General features: G+C 57.5%; 17 protein-coding genes. 3 read left to right on the top strand and 14 right to left on the bottom strand.

Going from position 1 to position 14,765, the window contains the following annotated elements; genetic code table 11:
* Nucleotides 1-55 precede the first annotated feature (55 nt).
* From ACB042_RS19200 to ACB042_RS19250, 11 genes are all read right to left on the bottom strand, one after another.
* On the bottom strand, nucleotides 56-544 hold the full coding sequence (locus tag ACB042_RS19200) for a hypothetical protein (protein WP_371178940.1): 489 nt from the start codon (nucleotides 542-544) through the stop codon (nucleotides 56-58).
* Between the two features lie 84 nt (nucleotides 545-628).
* On the bottom strand, nucleotides 629-1,366 hold the full coding sequence (locus ACB042_RS19205) for a hypothetical protein (RefSeq protein WP_371178941.1): 738 nt from the start codon (nucleotides 1,364-1,366) through the stop codon (nucleotides 629-631).
* 595 nt (nucleotides 1,367-1,961) lie between these two features.
* Entirely contained in the window at nucleotides 1,962-3,599 is a 1,638-nt protein-coding gene (locus ACB042_RS19210; protein ID WP_371178942.1) for a PAS domain-containing methyl-accepting chemotaxis protein, read from the bottom strand.
* A gap of 276 nt (nucleotides 3,600-3,875) precedes the next feature.
* Nucleotides 3,876-4,736, bottom strand: a complete 861-nt coding sequence (locus ACB042_RS19215) for a TIGR03899 family protein (protein ID WP_047439578.1) — start codon at nucleotides 4,734-4,736, stop codon at nucleotides 3,876-3,878.
* Between the two features lie 104 nt (nucleotides 4,737-4,840).
* Entirely contained in the window at nucleotides 4,841-5,314 is a 474-nt protein-coding gene (locus ACB042_RS19220; protein WP_026034852.1) for a DUF3299 domain-containing protein, read from the bottom strand.
* A 32-nt stretch (nucleotides 5,315-5,346) separates the two neighbouring features.
* A complete protein-coding gene (locus tag ACB042_RS19225; RefSeq protein WP_206877523.1) occupies nucleotides 5,347-6,594 on the bottom strand; it encodes an ABC transporter permease in 1,248 nt (415 codons plus the stop codon).
* Nucleotides 6,588-7,277 carry an ABC transporter ATP-binding protein gene (locus ACB042_RS19230; RefSeq protein ID WP_005335686.1) on the bottom strand — a complete coding sequence of 230 codons (690 nt, stop codon included), beginning with the start codon at nucleotides 7,275-7,277 and terminating at the stop codon, nucleotides 6,588-6,590. The genes ACB042_RS19225 and ACB042_RS19230 overlap by 7 nt, the downstream gene beginning before the upstream one ends.
* 4 nt (nucleotides 7,278-7,281) lie before the next feature.
* Nucleotides 7,282-7,872 carry a DUF2796 domain-containing protein gene (locus ACB042_RS19235; RefSeq protein WP_371178943.1) on the bottom strand — a complete coding sequence of 197 codons (591 nt, stop codon included), beginning with the start codon at nucleotides 7,870-7,872 and terminating at the stop codon, nucleotides 7,282-7,284.
* Nucleotides 7,873-7,903: 31 nt separating this feature from the next.
* Nucleotides 7,904-8,203: a DUF2607 family protein gene (locus tag ACB042_RS19240; protein ID WP_100645133.1), complete on the bottom strand. Its 300-nt coding sequence runs from the start codon at nucleotides 8,201-8,203 to the stop codon at nucleotides 7,904-7,906.
* Between the two features lie 44 nt (nucleotides 8,204-8,247).
* Nucleotides 8,248-8,790 carry a YtfJ family protein gene (locus ACB042_RS19245; RefSeq protein ID WP_005343253.1) on the bottom strand — a complete coding sequence of 181 codons (543 nt, stop codon included), beginning with the start codon at nucleotides 8,788-8,790 and terminating at the stop codon, nucleotides 8,248-8,250.
* A gap of 220 nt (nucleotides 8,791-9,010) precedes the next feature.
* A complete protein-coding gene (locus ACB042_RS19250) occupies nucleotides 9,011-9,901 on the bottom strand; it encodes a hypothetical protein (RefSeq protein ID WP_110303536.1) in 891 nt (296 codons plus the stop codon).
* 139 nt (nucleotides 9,902-10,040) lie between these two features.
* Between ACB042_RS19250 and ACB042_RS19255 the strand changes: the two genes are divergently transcribed.
* On the top strand, nucleotides 10,041-10,388 hold the full coding sequence (locus ACB042_RS19255; protein ID WP_371178944.1) for a hypothetical protein: 348 nt from the start codon (nucleotides 10,041-10,043) through the stop codon (nucleotides 10,386-10,388).
* 28 nt (nucleotides 10,389-10,416) lie between these two features.
* Here ACB042_RS19255 and ppa read toward each other — a convergent pair whose 3' ends face one another.
* The 3 genes from ppa to ACB042_RS19270 all read right to left on the bottom strand — a co-directional run bounded on the left by ppa (nucleotide 10,417) and on the right by ACB042_RS19270 (nucleotide 13,735).
* Entirely contained in the window at nucleotides 10,417-10,947 is a 531-nt protein-coding gene (ppa, locus tag ACB042_RS19260) for an inorganic diphosphatase (RefSeq protein ID WP_005335667.1), read from the bottom strand.
* A gap of 216 nt (nucleotides 10,948-11,163) precedes the next feature.
* Complete coding sequence (locus ACB042_RS19265; protein WP_371178945.1) at nucleotides 11,164-12,744, bottom strand: DUF3369 domain-containing protein; 1,581 nt, start codon at nucleotides 12,742-12,744, stop codon at nucleotides 11,164-11,166.
* Between the two features lie 109 nt (nucleotides 12,745-12,853).
* A complete protein-coding gene (locus ACB042_RS19270) occupies nucleotides 12,854-13,735 on the bottom strand; it encodes a LysR family transcriptional regulator (protein ID WP_005354677.1) in 882 nt (293 codons plus the stop codon).
* A gap of 158 nt (nucleotides 13,736-13,893) precedes the next feature.
* On the opposite strand from ACB042_RS19270, the gene ACB042_RS19275 reads away from it, so the two are divergent.
* Both ACB042_RS19275 and ACB042_RS19280 read left to right on the top strand, forming a co-directional pair.
* Nucleotides 13,894-14,280 carry a multidrug efflux SMR transporter gene (locus ACB042_RS19275; RefSeq protein WP_005335660.1) on the top strand — a complete coding sequence of 129 codons (387 nt, stop codon included), beginning with the start codon at nucleotides 13,894-13,896 and terminating at the stop codon, nucleotides 14,278-14,280.
* Complete coding sequence (locus ACB042_RS19280) at nucleotides 14,277-14,597, top strand: SMR family transporter (RefSeq protein WP_201902495.1); 321 nt, start codon at nucleotides 14,277-14,279, stop codon at nucleotides 14,595-14,597. The genes ACB042_RS19275 and ACB042_RS19280 overlap by 4 nt, the downstream gene beginning before the upstream one ends.
* The last annotated feature ends 168 nt before the right edge of the window (nucleotides 14,598-14,765 follow it).

The following is a 14,765-nucleotide window of genomic DNA, read 5'->3' on the forward strand; positions in this document are numbered from 1 at the left end:
CACATTAAGGTATTAGCGACACATAGTAAAAATCACACGTGTTATGCATCACTTTTTAAACTGTTTGTGAGCCGTTTACACGCTCGAAGCTTAGTTCTTCATGACGGACGGTTTCTTGACGGCTTCTATAAGCCCAAGAACCTGTTAACTTTTTGCCACGTTCTTCAATTTTAAATAGTCCTGATACAAACGATAAAGATGAATTAGATGTACTTCTCATTTTTATAATCAAGAACCCTTCCCAAGTTTCGCCATCAATGGTTAAGTGTTGAATATAATCGTTATCGCTATGTTCCACTCGCATAGAGCCCAAACCATAAATTCTATGAGCACTCTGGTTTAGGTCTAGCTGACATGAATATGTGACTCCATTATAATATTGGATATTATATTTCCACGTTCCTTTTAAATCTATGCCTTTGTAAATACGCTCTTGATACCAAGGGATAAATGCCTTTTTTACCATTAAGCTAAATAGCCATAAAATGACTGTTGTTAGGATGCCAGAGATAGCACCCCAAAATACTGTTTCAATAACACTCATAACTATACGATGCTCTCTTATTTATCTGACGGCTAATGTTTGCAGCAGGAGCACGATGCTAGAAGCGTTCCTTGTCCGCACTTGTTAAGAGTTTCCACTTTCGTGAGCAATTATTATTTCGCTGTAGAATTTATCAGCAGTAAAGGCGGAGTCATTGACCATGCTTAAAGCCTCGCCGATTGGTACACTATGAGTCTCATAATTTGTAACCCAAGATCCTATAAGAATCATTTTCGTGTACTCATCTGGCTTTTCTTCATCAGCAGCGTAATCAATGTGTGCAATACTTGTTCGACTCAATGCTTGGATTAGCGTTTTAATTTGCTCATCAGAGAAACCACGACCAAGGGATGCTGTAAGGCCTGGAGTCTTAAAGCCAGAGGGTCCACCAAGGTATGAGGTTATCGGAATACCATGAGATTTTAGAATATCCTCAATATTTTTTGCTCCTTTGATACCTTGGTTAAGCATAATGCTATAGCCATCCCAGATTCCGCCCTCTTCCTTAGGTGTGCTTTCGGCTTCTTCGTGAGGCCGCCTTTTGTCTCGTCCATCTTTTGCAATCAAGTACTCGTGATAATACGAGTCCTCTTGCATTTCTGGTCGGAACCTTGTCTGAAGAAGGAAGATACAAATTAGAAAAACTGGCACGTTGGCTATAGCAGCAATGACGAGCGTGCTTTTCAACCAAATTGGTGTATCGATTGTTATAGCCGCACCTAAGAAGCTTCCGTTTACGATGATCAGCCCGACAAGCCACGCCCCCAATAGTTGTATTGGTTTGGTGATTCGATGAGGTTCGATCTTTGGTTGCTGAGGCATAATTATTTCCGCTTAATGCTCAAAGCTGGTGTACACCTTTTGGCGTCGCCCTGCCTTTACTTGTTAAATTTTGACCATCTCGTATGTTGGGCTAAAAATCGTAAGTTGGTGCTAAATGAAGTGAAGCCCAACGTTTACCGCGAAACGTATCTGCAAATTTGTTTTACCGATCGGCCCGCTCCATGTTTATCCCGCTCTGGTTGAGGTGAGCATGCTCGTCTATCAGGCTTCGCTACGCTCTGCACCAACTTACAAAAACCACGCTACCGCCCCTGAATTACAGCCTCCAGTCTGCTGCTTTTTACCTGCGTTTTGGCACTGACTTGGCTCATGGCTGACTCCCGCGAGAGGTTGCCAAGCGACTATGTTACCGAACGGGGCTGGGGTGAAAAGCGCAAGCGGGCCGTTTCCTGAGCAAGATCAATAAATTAATCATTAATGGGTTTAAATGTGGTCACTCAACCGCTTGGGCCCATTAGCGCAGAGGGAAATCGGACAGTGAAACGGCAGTGTCGCCTTTTGCTGACGGGCATTAAAAAACCCTATGGACCCAAAGGCCCATAGGGTTTTGCTGCGGTGATTGTTTGGGTAGTGGTTATCTGGCTTGGCGTACCGGCACGGCGCGGGTGGTGGCCACTTCGTAGCGGCTTTGGCTTGCCGGAGCCCCCTTCTGGAACTGGCGTACCAGCCGGTCGAGATCGCTCAACTGGTTGACCAGCTGGGTGATGCCGTGCACGGCGTGTTGGCTGCCGACGCTGGAGTCATCGGCCAGGGTCTTGATGCTGAGCACGTTGCGGTTGATCTCGGCGGTAACGTGGGACTGCTCCTGCACCGCCTGGGCAATCTGGCTACTGCCGGAGGCGACTTGCTGCAACATGTTGTTGATTTGCTGGAGTATGGTGCCGGTCGCGGTGGCCTTCTGCTGGCAACTGTCGGCAAGCTGGCAGCCCTTCTCCATCGCTTGCTCAGCCTCGCCAGAGCTGTTTTGCAGCTCGGTGATCATCTTCTGGATCTCGCTGGTCGAGGATTGGGTCTTGATGGCGAGGGTGCGGATCTCATCGGCCACTACCGAGAAGCCGCGACCCGCTTCGCCAGCCCGGGCCGCTTCGATGGCGGCGTTGAGGGCCAGCAGGTTGGTCTGGTTGGCGATGTTGTTGATCACATCGAGGATGCCGTCGATATCACGGCAGTGGCCGACCAGCGCACTGATCACGCTCTTGGAGGTGATAAGTTCGCTGTTCATGCCCGCCACAGCAGCCACGGTTTCGGCCACGCTACTGTTGCCGCTCTTGAACAGCACGGCCGTTTCATCCAGCAGGCTGGAGGAGTCAGTCGAGCTTTGTGACACCTCGCGAATGGACTCCGACATTTCGGTCACGGCGGTCGCTACCTGATTGGTTTCGGCCTGCTGCTGTTGCAGGTTGTCGGTGATGGATTCGGCGTTGCGCAGATCCCCCTCGGCGGCCTGCAGGATCTTGCTGCAAGTCTGCTGGGTGCGGGCCAGCACGGCGTTGAACTCGGCCTGATTCATCACCATCGAGAGTTCGATGGCGGCGATGTTGTCCACCTTGTTGGTATAGAGCAGCTGCATCAGCGGGTTGTCAAAGCGACTGCGGGCCATCTTGTTGAGCTTGCCGAGGCGACGGGAGAGGGCATTCAGGGTGATGGCCGCTATCGCCAGCGGCAGGGCGGCCAGCGCCAGTTGCCAGTTCATATCGTGACTGTAGCCCAGGGCAAACATGGCGAGCAGGCTCAGCAGCAGACAGAGGTTGATGGCCAGGGTATGGGAGAAGGTGGGCAACTTGAGCGCCAGCGGCAGCTTGTTGTTGCGCAGCTCGGCATAGACCTTCTCGGCCCGCTGCTTGATCTCCTCGCTCGGGGCGGTGCGTACCGACTGATACTCCACCACCCGGCCACTGGCATCCTTGATGGGGGTGACAAAGGCGCTGACCCAGTAGTGATCGCCATTCTTGCAGCGATTTTTCACCGGCCCCATCCAGCTCTTGCCATCCCTGATGTGACCCCACAGATCGGCAAAGGCCTGTTTCGGCATGTCAGGATGGCGCACCAGATTGTGGTGTTCCCACTTCAGCTCGTCGAGCGAGAAGCCTGCAATATCGCAGAACTCATCGTTGGCGTAGGTGATGCGGCTCTCCAGATCCGTGGTGGAGATGAGGCTCTGGTGGTCTGGATAGAGACGCTCTCTTTGGGTAACCGGTTGATTGATTCTCATGGCCTTGCTCCCGAGCTGTGGTGGTTAAATTTTGATCTGCATCAAGACGTGTGCAAAGGGCGGGCCAGCTGGCAAAACCTAATGATTGATGTGTTATTAGTGCCGTTTTGGCAGGAAAAGATCGTTGCTGTTTGCAATATGCAACGGAGCTGACGGGGTGTGCCTCTGCGGCATCTGCAATTTGCAACCTATTCTGGTCAAGCCCATGAGCTGGGAGCCAGAAGCTTGATGCGAAGGAGCCACGAACCGACGGGGCATCAGCTGCCCCGCCAGAGATCAGGGGAGAGGGTCGGGAGCGGGTGAGGAGGGGGCGCTGACGAGCTGCATCACTTCAATCTGGATACCCTGCACCAGCACGGTTTTCAGATCTTGCAGGTACTCCTCCAGTGGCGATTCTTGCAGCAGCTGGGCGAGCTCGTTGCCCACCGGGGTGAGCCGGTAGTAGAGCAGGGTGATGTTGTTCTGCTTGCACTGCAGTCGCCAGCGCTGGTTGCCGAACTCCAGCTCGACCCCATCGGCGGGCAGCGGGCCGGACTCCAGCTCCGCGCGATGCAGCAGCCCCAGCTCAAACAGTTGCAGCAGGGCGTTGTAGGGCAGTCGGTATTTGCCAAGGCCGAGGCGCGTCGCCTTGGCGCGGCTCAGCAGGGTGGCCCCCTTGTGCAGCCCCAGCAGCAGTCGCTGCTCGTCGCTGCCGGTGTAGTGGCAGGTCAGTGAACAGATGCGCTGGAACAGCTGGGCCTCGCGCTGGGTCATCTCTTTGAGGGTGGCGAGCGCCCGAATGGAGAAGCGGCCCGGCGTGGCGACTTCCAGCGCGAAGATCCGCCCCCACAGCTGCTGCATCGGCACCATGCTGATATCTTCCGCCAGTTGCAGAAAGCGGGTCAGCCAGTCGCTGTCCATCTCGCCGCCAGCCGCCGTCTCTTCGCAGTGGCGGGAGGCCATCACCATGATGGCTTCCAGATTGCGCTGGCGGGCGGCCTGATCCGCCAGATGGCGAAAGGTGGCGCGCTGTTCGAAGGTGCTGTCGGTGTTGCGGGTGAGCATGCCGTCGATACCGCGACTGCGGGCCAGACGCAGGGTCTGCTCCTGGCTGCTCAGGATCGAACTCTCTTTTTTCGGGGGGGGGAGGTCTGCCATGCTGACTCCATTCGCACAGGTTCTGGAGCTGAATGTTACTCCAACCGGGATGCCAAGATAACAAAGCGGCCTCCGTGGAGGCCGCTTTTTTTGCAACGGGAGGATTACTCCTCGTAGACGCTCACCTCGACCGCTTCCATCGAATAGGAGGCGGTGGCCATCTCGTGGCTGGAGCTGACCGTGCGCATCTTGCCCTTCACCCAGATGGCATCCCACAGATCATCCACCGGCGCCCCCTTGGGGTAGCTCACATAGATCACCTGATTGGTGGGGGGCGGCGGCACATGGATGCAGGCGCCGAAGTAGGGCACCAGCAGGAAGGCGGTGATCTTCTTGGCATCCCCTTCCAGCGGCACCACGAAGCCCGGAATGCGCACATCCTGGTTGTCCAGCTTCTTGTTTACCCCGCCCACCGGTTGCGGCACCGACATGGGGTCTTCGTGATTGACCTGGGGCGGTGGCAGCAGTTTTTCCCCTTCCGGGATGAGCACATCCCAGTCGATGGTCTTGTAATCGGCGGCCAGGGCGGGCAGCACCAGCAGGCTGGCGAGCAGCGCCACAATTTTCCACTTCATCATCTGTCCTTCTGTTTCTATTTTTGGGCGTCTCGCTAGACGCGAATGCTCATGCCATCGCTCAGGCTGTAGCGGTAAGCGCGGGCGGCAGGGAGCAGGCCAATCACCATGCCAGCCAGCCAGACTACGCCCAGCAATTGCCACTCGTAGGTGCTCGGCAGCCCCAGACTCAGTTGCAGGCCATAGTGGCTGAGCAGCCAGGGCGAGGCAAGCCCCTGTCCCAGATAGAGCACGGCGACCCCGAGGGCGATGCCAACCGTGGTCAGCGCCATCGCTTCCAGCGCCAGCAGCAGGAACAGGTGGGCAGGGCCCGCGCCGAGGGATCGCAAAATAGCGAGCTCCCGGCGCCGCTCGTTAAGCCCCGCCAGCAGGGTAGTCAGCATGCCGATGAGGCCCGCGACTACCACAAAACCGGCGATCACCGACAGCGCGGTTTCCGCCACGCTCATCAGGCTCCACAGCTCCTGCAGGGCGGCCCCCGGCAGGATCGCCATCAACGGCTCCTTGGGATAGGTGTTGATGCTACGTTGCAGCTGGAACGCCAGAATGCGGTTGCTCAGCCCCACCATAAAGGCGGTGATGGTTTTCGGGGTGAGATCCTGCGCCAGCGCCTGCTCAGGTGTTACGTTCTTGCTGTGGCGGCCGGTATCCCAGCCCAGATGGATCGCCTCGATCCCCGCCAGCGGCACATGGATGGTGCGATCGATGGGCGTGCCGGTCGGCGCCAGAATGCCTACCACCTTGAACGGCAGATTGTCGTGCTGGCTGAACGAGGTGTTGCCAGCACCGTGGGCGATGACGATGGATTGGTCGAGATGATAGCCGAGCTTCTCGGCTACCTGGGCGCCGAGTACCGCTTCAAACGGCGTGTCGAAGGGCCGCCCCTCGCGCAGTTGCAGCGACTGCTGCTGACCGTACTTCAGGTGGGTGAAGTAGTCGCCATTGGTGCCGAGCACCCGAAATCCCTTGTGGGAGTCACCAAGGGAAAGCGGGATGGTCCAGGCGACGCCCGGTTTCTGCTTGATAGCCTGATAGGAGTCCCACCCCACGTTGTTGGTGGGGTTGCCGATGCGAAACACCGAGTAGAGCAGCAGGTTCACCTGACCGGAGCGGGCGCCGACGATGAGATCGGTTCCCGAGACGGTGTTGGAGAAGCTTTCACGGGCCTGGGTGCGCACCCGCTCCACCCCGAGCAGCAGGGTGACGCTGATGGCGACGGCCAGCAGGGTGAGCCCGGCGGTGAGGCGGCGGGCCCAGAGACTTTGCAGGGCGAGCTTTAGCATGATGCCCTCCGGTTAAGTTGTTGCAGGTTTTCGACCCGCGGGAACAGGGGTTCGAGATAAGGGTCGTGACTGACGAAGATGAGGGTCGAGCCCTGTTTGTCGCACTCCTCGAACAACAGCTTGATAAAGGCCGCCCGGTTGTCGGTGTCGAGGGCGGAGGTGGGCTCGTCGGCGATCACCAGTGGCGGCGAGCCGATCAGCGCCCGTGCGGCGGCAACCCGCTGCTGCTGGCCGATGCTGAGGGCATGGACGGGGCGATGCAGCGCGTCATCCGGCAGTTGCAGCTCCGCCAGCAGACGGCGCGCCTCCTGCTCCGGACTCCCTTGCAGGCGAGCCCGTTTGGCGGGCGAGAAAGTGAGGGCAGCGGTCACGTTGTCCTGCACCGAGAGAAAGGGCAGCAGATTGAACTGCTGGAAGATATAACCCAGATTGGCCGCCCGGAAGTGGTCACGGGCACGGCCAGAGAGCCGGGCCAATGGTTGGCCCAGCACCTCCAGGGTGCCGTGGTTGGCGGTCTGGATCCCGGCCAGCAACCCGAGCAGGGTCGACTTGCCAGAGCCCGACGGGCCCTTGATAAAGACCCGCTCACCCTCGCGGATGGTGAGGGCGGGCAGATCGAGTACAGCGTCGCCACCTGGCCAGGCAAAGGCCAGATCGCGGATCTCAACCACGGCTTTTTTCATGGCGTTACCAGCTCAGCTTGTTGGCGGACGGGGTCAGCTCGCCAGCGGTCTGGCCGGTGGGCAGGATCCCCTGCACGCTCAGCTTCTCAAGGCTCGGATAGACGCTGAACAGGGTCGCCTCAAGGCCGGTCAGTTTGGCTGGCGTGGCGCAGGTGTAGGTGTACATGGCGCCCATATCGGCGTGACCCGCTTCGTCATGATCATGGTGGTCTTCATGTTTGTCGCTGGCAGCCTTGTCATGGTCATGGTCATGGTCATGGTCATGGTCGTGATCATGCTCTTCTTTGGCGGCTTGCAGCTCCTGCTGGGTCAGTTTGCAGCCAGCGGTCGGGTCGAAGCGGAACAGGGCGTCAGGCTGCTGGAGGCGGGCGACCGCCTTGGCATACTGCGCCTTCTCTTCATCGCTCTTGGCGGCGTGCTCGAAGCCCACCAGATCGGCTGCGGGTGCCTGCAGCTCGATCATCAGCTGGTTGCCATCGACCACCAGATTGAGGTGGCCGTGGCCATGCTCGTGGGCGCCGTGGCTCTCGTGTTCGTCGTGATTGGCGTGTGCGCCAAAGGCCGCAGCGGCCAGCAACAGAGTAACTGCTTTCATCTTTAATCCTTTTTCAAAACAAATAGCGAAATTAAACAAAGGGATAGAGAAAAGCAGAGGCGGGCGGCGCACGGATGGCATAGCTGTGAAGCGTGGCTGTATCCGCCGAGCGTTGCATGGTTGCAACAGCGGGCAAAACAGAGGTCGAACCGGGGAAACAATAGGGGGTGGCGGTGATGACCTGCTTGCCATCCAGATGGAGGGCGCAAACCAGGCAGTGATGGTCGTCGTGGCCGGGCAGGGCAGATTCAAACTGGTGCCGGGCAAGGGCAGGCTGCAGCCATAACCAGCCCAGCAGCAAGATCCAGATTTTCAGCTTGATACGACCCATAGACCCTTATGGAAAGGGCGCCATCAGCGCCCTTTCTCTCTGACTTAGAGATGGGACTTGATGAGCCCCATCACGGTAGCAATGTTGTTGGCATCGAGCTGGCCATCTTTGGCAAACAGCACCTTGCCCTCTTTATCCAGCAGGATGATCGCCGAGCTTTCCGGCGTCAGATCCCAGGCGTTGCGCGCCATGCCCTTGGCATCCAGCACCATGGCGGACCAGGGGAACTCTTTCTTGCTGTCCTCGGCACTGCTCTTCACGAAGCCGGAGGTGCCCCAGATGGCGTCATTGCTGTTGATGACGGTAACGGTCTGGTACTTGTCTTGCGGCAGCTTGGCGGCCTTGATCGCCTCAATCATCGGGGCGTTCAGCTCCTTGGCACTGGAGCGACCGGCAATATGCTGGATCAGGAACACCTTGCCGGTGAGCGAGGTGCTCTGCCACGGCTGGTAGCCGATATCCTTGCCGTTCAGTACCAGCTCACCCTTGTCGCTGACATTGACCAGCGGAACCGGGTTGCCATCCTTGAAGTTGTGAGCAAAGACCAGAGATGGCAGCAGCGCCAAAGTAAGTACGAGATGTTTCATCCTGATGACACTCCATTTGTTATGTTATAACGAGTTTCGGATTGAGGGAATGGGCGAGCTTCATCCTAAACTGATCGGATCTGTTTAAAAAGTGTTAAATAAGATCGCAATTCAGAAGCGTCGGCGCCCCGCCAGTCAGGGGGTTGGCTGGCAAGGGCGGCTAGGATGGCATGACATCGATAAAAATCAATGAATTGGCTGCTGGTCTGAGCTGTCTGCGTCAGTAGAGCGATTCGCTGATGAGGGGGATCTTGGCCATGGTCATCTGCTGGGCCAGCAGGGACGAGCCAGTAAGCAGCACATGGCGCTGATTGTTGATCACCACCACATCACCGGGTACGCCACTGTCTGCCGTAATGGCCAGCCAGGCAGGGGAGACGCTGCCGATGCTGATATCCGGATAGATGATGCTGAGCACATATTGCGGCGCCAGCTCCGCCAGCAGACTGGCCATCAGCAGCGCCTTCTCGTCGCTGTCGGCCTTGTTATCTTGCAGCGCCTGCAGCGGCGGCGCGAAGTGATCCAGCTGCTCCGGCTGGGTGGGGATGGCGTTCAGCCACTCCTGCAGCAGGCTGACGCTGGTGGCGAGATCCTTGGCGGCAAACTGCTGCGCCAGCGGCTTGAGGTGCCCTTTGAAGTGGTAGAAGAGCTGGGAGTAATCGGGTCGCACGCAAGGCAGTTTGCGATTGGCCGGATGGACGCAGGGTATCACCCTCATCTGGTAGAAGGCATCCTCCTGATACTGCTGGTAGGCTTGCCAGAACAGCATCGACTCCATGCTGTCGTCCCGCAGGGTGAAGGCCTGCTCCAGATTGCGAAATTTGGTAGCGGTCTCCGGGCTGCTCTGATTGATCAGGTTGATGCTGTTGTAGAGCCGCGGGCTGATATAGGCGTAGAGGGTCTCCAGTGGATTGGTGAGGGAAGCCTTCAGCAGGCTCATCTCGTGGCGACTGGCGGCCATCACCTGGTCGTCGGTGGTCAGCTGGAAGTGCTTGCGCTGGCCATCGGTGGATTGCCACTGCCAGCTCATGTTGATCTCGCTGGCGTTGCTTGTGGCGCCAAGGGTGGTGTAGAGAGTGAGGCTGAGCAAGAGCGCGGGGGTCAGCTTCATGGTGGTGCTTCCTGCCGTGGACGATAATTAACAACTAGGTGAGCCGGCACCACTTTGGTGATGTTTCGTTTTGTGATCTGGATAACAGATTGATGTGACTTTTAATTTAATTGTGAAATTAAGTCACTCTGGAGGGGTTATGAAGCCTTGGATCATAGTGCTGTTTGGGCTGCTCAGCCTGCCAGCCATGGCGGGTCAGGTGATCGTCAACAAGGGGATGTCCGTTGCGGATACCTTTGCTCTGCGTGACCAGCTGGCGCGCGAACACGAATGGCAGGAGTGGCTGCGCTACCAGCAGGCCATCAAGTGGCTGGAGGTGTTGCCGGTCAACTGCGAGCTGATGAGCCAGCCGGGCGGCGGCTATCGCTGTGGCGGTGATTACTATCGTCCCTACCAGAAAGATGGCCGTGAAATATACATTCAGGGCAATCCTGCCGAAGATGCGGCCGGTCTGCTGCCGCAAACACCGACAAAAAAGGCGCCATAAGGCGCCTTTTTTACAAACCGAGTGATGCTTACTTGGCAGCGTAACGCTCGGCAGAGGTCTTGATCTCGGCTTCGGCAGCGGCCTTGTCGCCCCAACCTTCCACCTTGACCCATTTGCCCGCTTCCAGCTCTTTGTAGCGCTCGAAGAAGTGCTGGATCTGGGCTTTCAGCAGTTCCGGCAGATCGTTCACATCCTGGATGTGGTCGTACTGCTTGGTCAGCTTGGAGTGCGGCACGGCAACGATCTTGGCATCTTCGCCAGATTCGTCGGTCATCTTCAGCACGCCAACCGGGCGGCAGCGAATGACGGAGCCGGCCAGCAGCGGGTAGGGGGTCGGAACCAGTACGTCGACAGGGTCACCATCCAGAGAGAGGGTCGCGTTCACGTAGCCGTAGTTGCACGGATAGAACATCGGGGTAGACATGAAGCGATCGACGAAAATAGCACCGCTGTCCTTGTCGACTTCGTATTTGATCGGGTCGGCATTCTGCGGGATTTCGATGATGACATAGATATCGTCGGGCAGGCTCTTGCCGGCCGGTACCAGGTTCAGGCTCATGATAATTCCTTCGTTGTTAGTATCAGGTTTGCAGGCCGATATTATAGCGATGTGATGTTAAATGACCATATTTCAGCGGATATCGCTAACAAAGAAGGGGGATGTTTCCGCTTTGCGGCGCTTTGATGTGTGCGGGATGCAACAAAACGGCTGTTTTGATGCCCTGCCGCTGACCTTGGTCACCGGCAGGGCATGTGGAGTTGCGAGCAAAGGGGGTCAGAGCGAGTAGGGGAGTCTCGATTCGTTGACCAGTCGCGACAGGGCTGTCACTACATGAGGGTCAAACTGGGTGCCGGAGCGGGACTGGATATACTCCATGGTCTGCGCCAGCGTCCAGGGCTCCTTGTAGGGGCGCTTGCTGAGCAGGGCATCGAATACATCGACTACCGCCACAATCCGCGCCGACAGCGGGATCTGCTGACCAGCCAACTGCTGCGGGTAGCCCTTGCCATCGAAGTGCTCATGGTGGCCCCGAGCGATTTCGGCGCCGAGAGAGAGGTAGCTGGTTCCCTCCACCATTTCGCCCGCCTTGTGCAGGATATTGGCGCCGATACCGGCGTGCTGCTCCATGATGGCCCGCTCTTCCGGGTCGAAACGCCCCGGCTTGTGCAGGATATGATCCGGGGTGCCCACCTTGCCCACATCGTGCAGGATGGAAGCCATACCGATCATTTCGACAAACTCCGGGGTCAGCTGCTCGGGATAGGCCGCCATCTGCTTCAATTCGGTCACGATGGCATCCGAGAGCTTCTGCACCCGTAAGACATGCTCGCCGGTATCGGAGTCGCGAAACTCCGCCAGCGCCGCCAGCGCCACCACGGTGGCCTCTTGGGCGCGCAGCAACTGGTTGTAGAGATAGAGGTTGTCGTAGGCCGCCGATATGCGCTGACAGAAGACATCCAGCAGATCGCACTCGAGAGGATCGAGGGGCTGGGTCGGGGTAAAACTCAACACGAACTCGCGACCATTCTGGGCGGCGATATAGAGTGAATCCTGCGGGTGTTCAAAGCGGTTGCAGCGCGCCGCCAGTGCCTTCAGAACCGAGTCATTGAGGGTGGGAAAGTCGGTGATCTTGCCATCATCCAGCAGAGTCTCGTAGTCGCCGGTGGCGGCGAGGATCTCCAGCCCCTGTTCGCCGGGACGGCGCTCGGCACAGATAGCCCCTTCGGTGCCCACATCGAGAATGGCGCTGATCTGTTTCAGCACGCCGGAGGCAAACTCCTTGAGCGAATGAAGATGGTAGAGATCGCCCGCCCCTTCCAGAATTTTGCCGAGCCCCTGCCGGCTCTTGTCGATGGCGCTGAGAGTTTCGTATGAACGCAGGGATGCGATGACAGTGGTGTAGAGCTTTTGTACCGTCAGTTCGGTCTTGGTCTTGTAGTCATTGATGTCGTAATCGAGGATCACCCGCTGCTCGGGTGCTTGGCCGGGCTGGCCGGTACGCAGCACGATCCGCACCAGCGAGTTGTGCATTTCGTTGCGGATCCGGTGCACCAGCCGCAGACCTGCGTCTTCGGTCTCCATCACCACATCGAGCAGGATCAGCGCAATCCTGGGATTGGCCTCCAGCATGCGGCCAGCTTCGGCGCCGCTGTAGGCATTGAGCAGCTCCAGCGGACGGGATTTGTAGTGAATGTTGGAGAGGGCCAGGCGGGTGGCATGATGGATATCCGGCTCATCATCCACGATCAGCACTTGCCATGGGTTGAGTGCCTTGGGGACCACGACCTCCTCATCATCGAGTTCGATGATGTCGTCGTCCAGCAAGATATCGTCCTTGTCTTGGGCACTGCTCATATCGGTTACGCCTCCGGCGCTCAATGAGTATGTGAACAGTATGCACGATCACATCCGCTCGGATCATCAGGATAAGTAGATATCGTGAGCTGGCTCCGCCTCTTTATCGCTACTCGAAAGGTTCCAGATACCCCTGGATCGACTTCTTCAACCAGGCCAACACCTTGCCGTGATAGGCGTTTTCCGCCAGATAGACCCCGTAATCCCGCCACTGCAGGCTGAACTTGTGTTTCAGAGTCAGCAGGGAGCCTTGTCGCAGCTGGCTCTGGATCAGTGGCGATGGGAGCACCGCCCAGCCCAGTCCGTCCAGCACCGCATTGCGCATCAACTCGAAGCTGGAGAGGCCGATATGCTGGCCTCCCACAGGTAGCAGGCTTTTTACTGAAAATTCATCTACATACGAGAGGGTTACCTGGGTGTGATCGGTCAGATCCTGCTGTTTGACCCGCTTCAGTCCGGCCAGCGGATGGCTGGGTGCCACCACCATCAGGGTGCGGATCGGGTTGAGCACGTCGATATTGAGGCCGCTGCGCTCCTGATCCTCGGTAATAAGGCCAAAGGCGGCATCGACGAACCCCTCTTCCACCAGCGCCGGTAGTTCGGGTGGGGAGGCGAGCACCAGAGAGATACTGGTACCGGGAAACTGATTGTGCAGGCTGGCCAGCATCTCGCGCCACACCGGCTCGGGAATGGCGTCATCGCGGGCAACCCGCAGCGCCACTTCGGCCCCCGAGGCGTAATGTTTGCACTTCTGCTGCAGGCTGTTGGCTGCCTGCAGCAGGCGAGTGCAATCATCAAGCACCAGCTCGCCGATCTCGGTCAGGCGACTCTGATTGGCGCCTCGTTCAAAAAGTTCGACGCCAAGCTCAACTTCCAGCGCCGCGATGGCGGTGCTGACGGCGCTGCGGCTTTTGCCGAGGCGACGGGCTGTGTTGGCAATAGAGCCACTATTGGCGGACTCTACAAAGAGTTCTATCTGATATAGCTTCATGTTTTACAGGCTATGGCGGAGTTTTTCACCATCACCTTAGCGTGTCGAACCAAGGCAAGGCAAACCTGTGGCGTCGGAATAATCGACGCTGAGCGATTGTCGCGAGTTGCTTCTCCCCGTTTACCATCTCTCCCGTCGAAGCAACAAAGGCATCTTATATGTTATTAAGTCGTATGTTTCTGGCCCGGCTGTTTTTGACCGGCGCCATCGTGACCGAGGTCGCTGGTACCTCCAGCATGGCCATGATCCCCGAGCAGGGAGCTGGCTGGATGAATTACATCCCGATGTGGCTGTTGATCGGCTTCTCGTACTGGTTGCTGGCGAAAGCCGCCAAAACAATCTCCATTGGTATTGCGTTTGCGCTCTGGGAGGGGCTCGGGATCACCTTGATCACCATAGTGTCGGTCATGTTCCTTGGTTACGATGTGACCGTTCAGGAGCTGATTGGCCTGGCTCTCGCGATAGTGGGGATTGTTATGGTGACCATGGGGGAGACCCATGATGAGCCTGCAGACAAGTCAGTAGAAGCGGAGGCCACAGCATGAGTCCGTTTGTGATTGTACTGGGTGCCGCACTGATCGATATCGGCGCCAACATGGCCATTAACCGCTCCAAGGGTTTTCGTTACAAGGGGTGGGGATTCCTGGGGATCATGCTGGTACTCGGCGCCTTTACCCTGCTCTCGGAAGTGGTAAGTGGCGGTCAGATTGACCTGGCTGTTGCCTACGCCACCTGGGGAGCTATCGGCATCGTCGGTACGGCGCTGGGCGGTTTGCTCTTCTTCGGTGAGCGGCTCAAGCCCATCGGCTGGGCTGGCATGATGGTGATGGCGCTGGCTGTCGTTATGCTGACTACCGCCTGATAATCTGAAGCAATAACAAAAGCCGCCCGGTTTCGCCGGGCGGCTTTTTGTTTGGCCGTGTCCCGTCCTGAATATGGTTTACACCTTTCCCCCCAATAAATGGAGAACCCGATGGGACAAGGTGTGAAACGGACACAGCGCGATTACTCGCTGACTTTTAAACTGGCG

It is taken from the genome of Aeromonas sp. S13(2024), assembly GCF_041402405.1.
GTDB classification, from domain to species: Bacteria; Pseudomonadota; Gammaproteobacteria; order Enterobacterales; family Aeromonadaceae; genus Aeromonas; species Aeromonas veronii.

Bases quoted from the DNA above. Each gene is read 5' to 3' on its own strand.
- ACB042_RS19200 (WP_371178940.1), bottom strand. From the start codon at position 544: ATGAGTGTTATTGAAACAGTATTTTGGGGTGCTATCTCTGGCATCCTA.
- ACB042_RS19205 (WP_371178941.1), bottom strand. From the start codon at position 1,366: ATGCCTCAGCAACCAAAGATCGAACCTCATCGAATCACCAAACCAATA.
- ACB042_RS19210 (WP_371178942.1), bottom strand. From the start codon at position 3,599: ATGAGAATCAATCAACCGGTTACCCAAAGAGAGCGTCTCTATCCAGAC.
- ACB042_RS19215 (WP_047439578.1), bottom strand. From the start codon at position 4,736: ATGGCAGACCTCCCCCCCCCGAAAAAAGAGAGTTCGATCCTGAGCAGC.
- ACB042_RS19220 (WP_026034852.1), bottom strand. From the start codon at position 5,314: ATGATGAAGTGGAAAATTGTGGCGCTGCTCGCCAGCCTGCTGGTGCTG.
- ACB042_RS19225 (WP_206877523.1), bottom strand. From the start codon at position 6,594: ATGCTAAAGCTCGCCCTGCAAAGTCTCTGGGCCCGCCGCCTCACCGCC.
- ACB042_RS19230 (WP_005335686.1), bottom strand. From the start codon at position 7,277: ATGAAAAAAGCCGTGGTTGAGATCCGCGATCTGGCCTTTGCCTGGCCA.
- ACB042_RS19235 (WP_371178943.1), bottom strand. From the start codon at position 7,872: ATGAAAGCAGTTACTCTGTTGCTGGCCGCTGCGGCCTTTGGCGCACAC.
- ACB042_RS19240 (WP_100645133.1), bottom strand. From the start codon at position 8,203: ATGGGTCGTATCAAGCTGAAAATCTGGATCTTGCTGCTGGGCTGGTTA.
- ACB042_RS19245 (WP_005343253.1), bottom strand. From the start codon at position 8,790: ATGAAACATCTCGTACTTACTTTGGCGCTGCTGCCATCTCTGGTCTTT.
- ACB042_RS19250 (WP_110303536.1), bottom strand. From the start codon at position 9,901: ATGAAGCTGACCCCCGCGCTCTTGCTCAGCCTCACTCTCTACACCACC.
- ACB042_RS19255 (WP_371178944.1), top strand. From the start codon at position 10,041: ATGAAGCCTTGGATCATAGTGCTGTTTGGGCTGCTCAGCCTGCCAGCC.
- ppa (WP_005335667.1), bottom strand. From the start codon at position 10,947: ATGAGCCTGAACCTGGTACCGGCCGGCAAGAGCCTGCCCGACGATATC.
- ACB042_RS19265 (WP_371178945.1), bottom strand. From the start codon at position 12,744: ATGAGCAGTGCCCAAGACAAGGACGATATCTTGCTGGACGACGACATC.
- ACB042_RS19270 (WP_005354677.1), bottom strand. From the start codon at position 13,735: ATGAAGCTATATCAGATAGAACTCTTTGTAGAGTCCGCCAATAGTGGC.
- ACB042_RS19275 (WP_005335660.1), top strand. From the start codon at position 13,894: ATGTTATTAAGTCGTATGTTTCTGGCCCGGCTGTTTTTGACCGGCGCC.
- ACB042_RS19280 (WP_201902495.1), top strand. From the start codon at position 14,277: ATGAGTCCGTTTGTGATTGTACTGGGTGCCGCACTGATCGATATCGGC.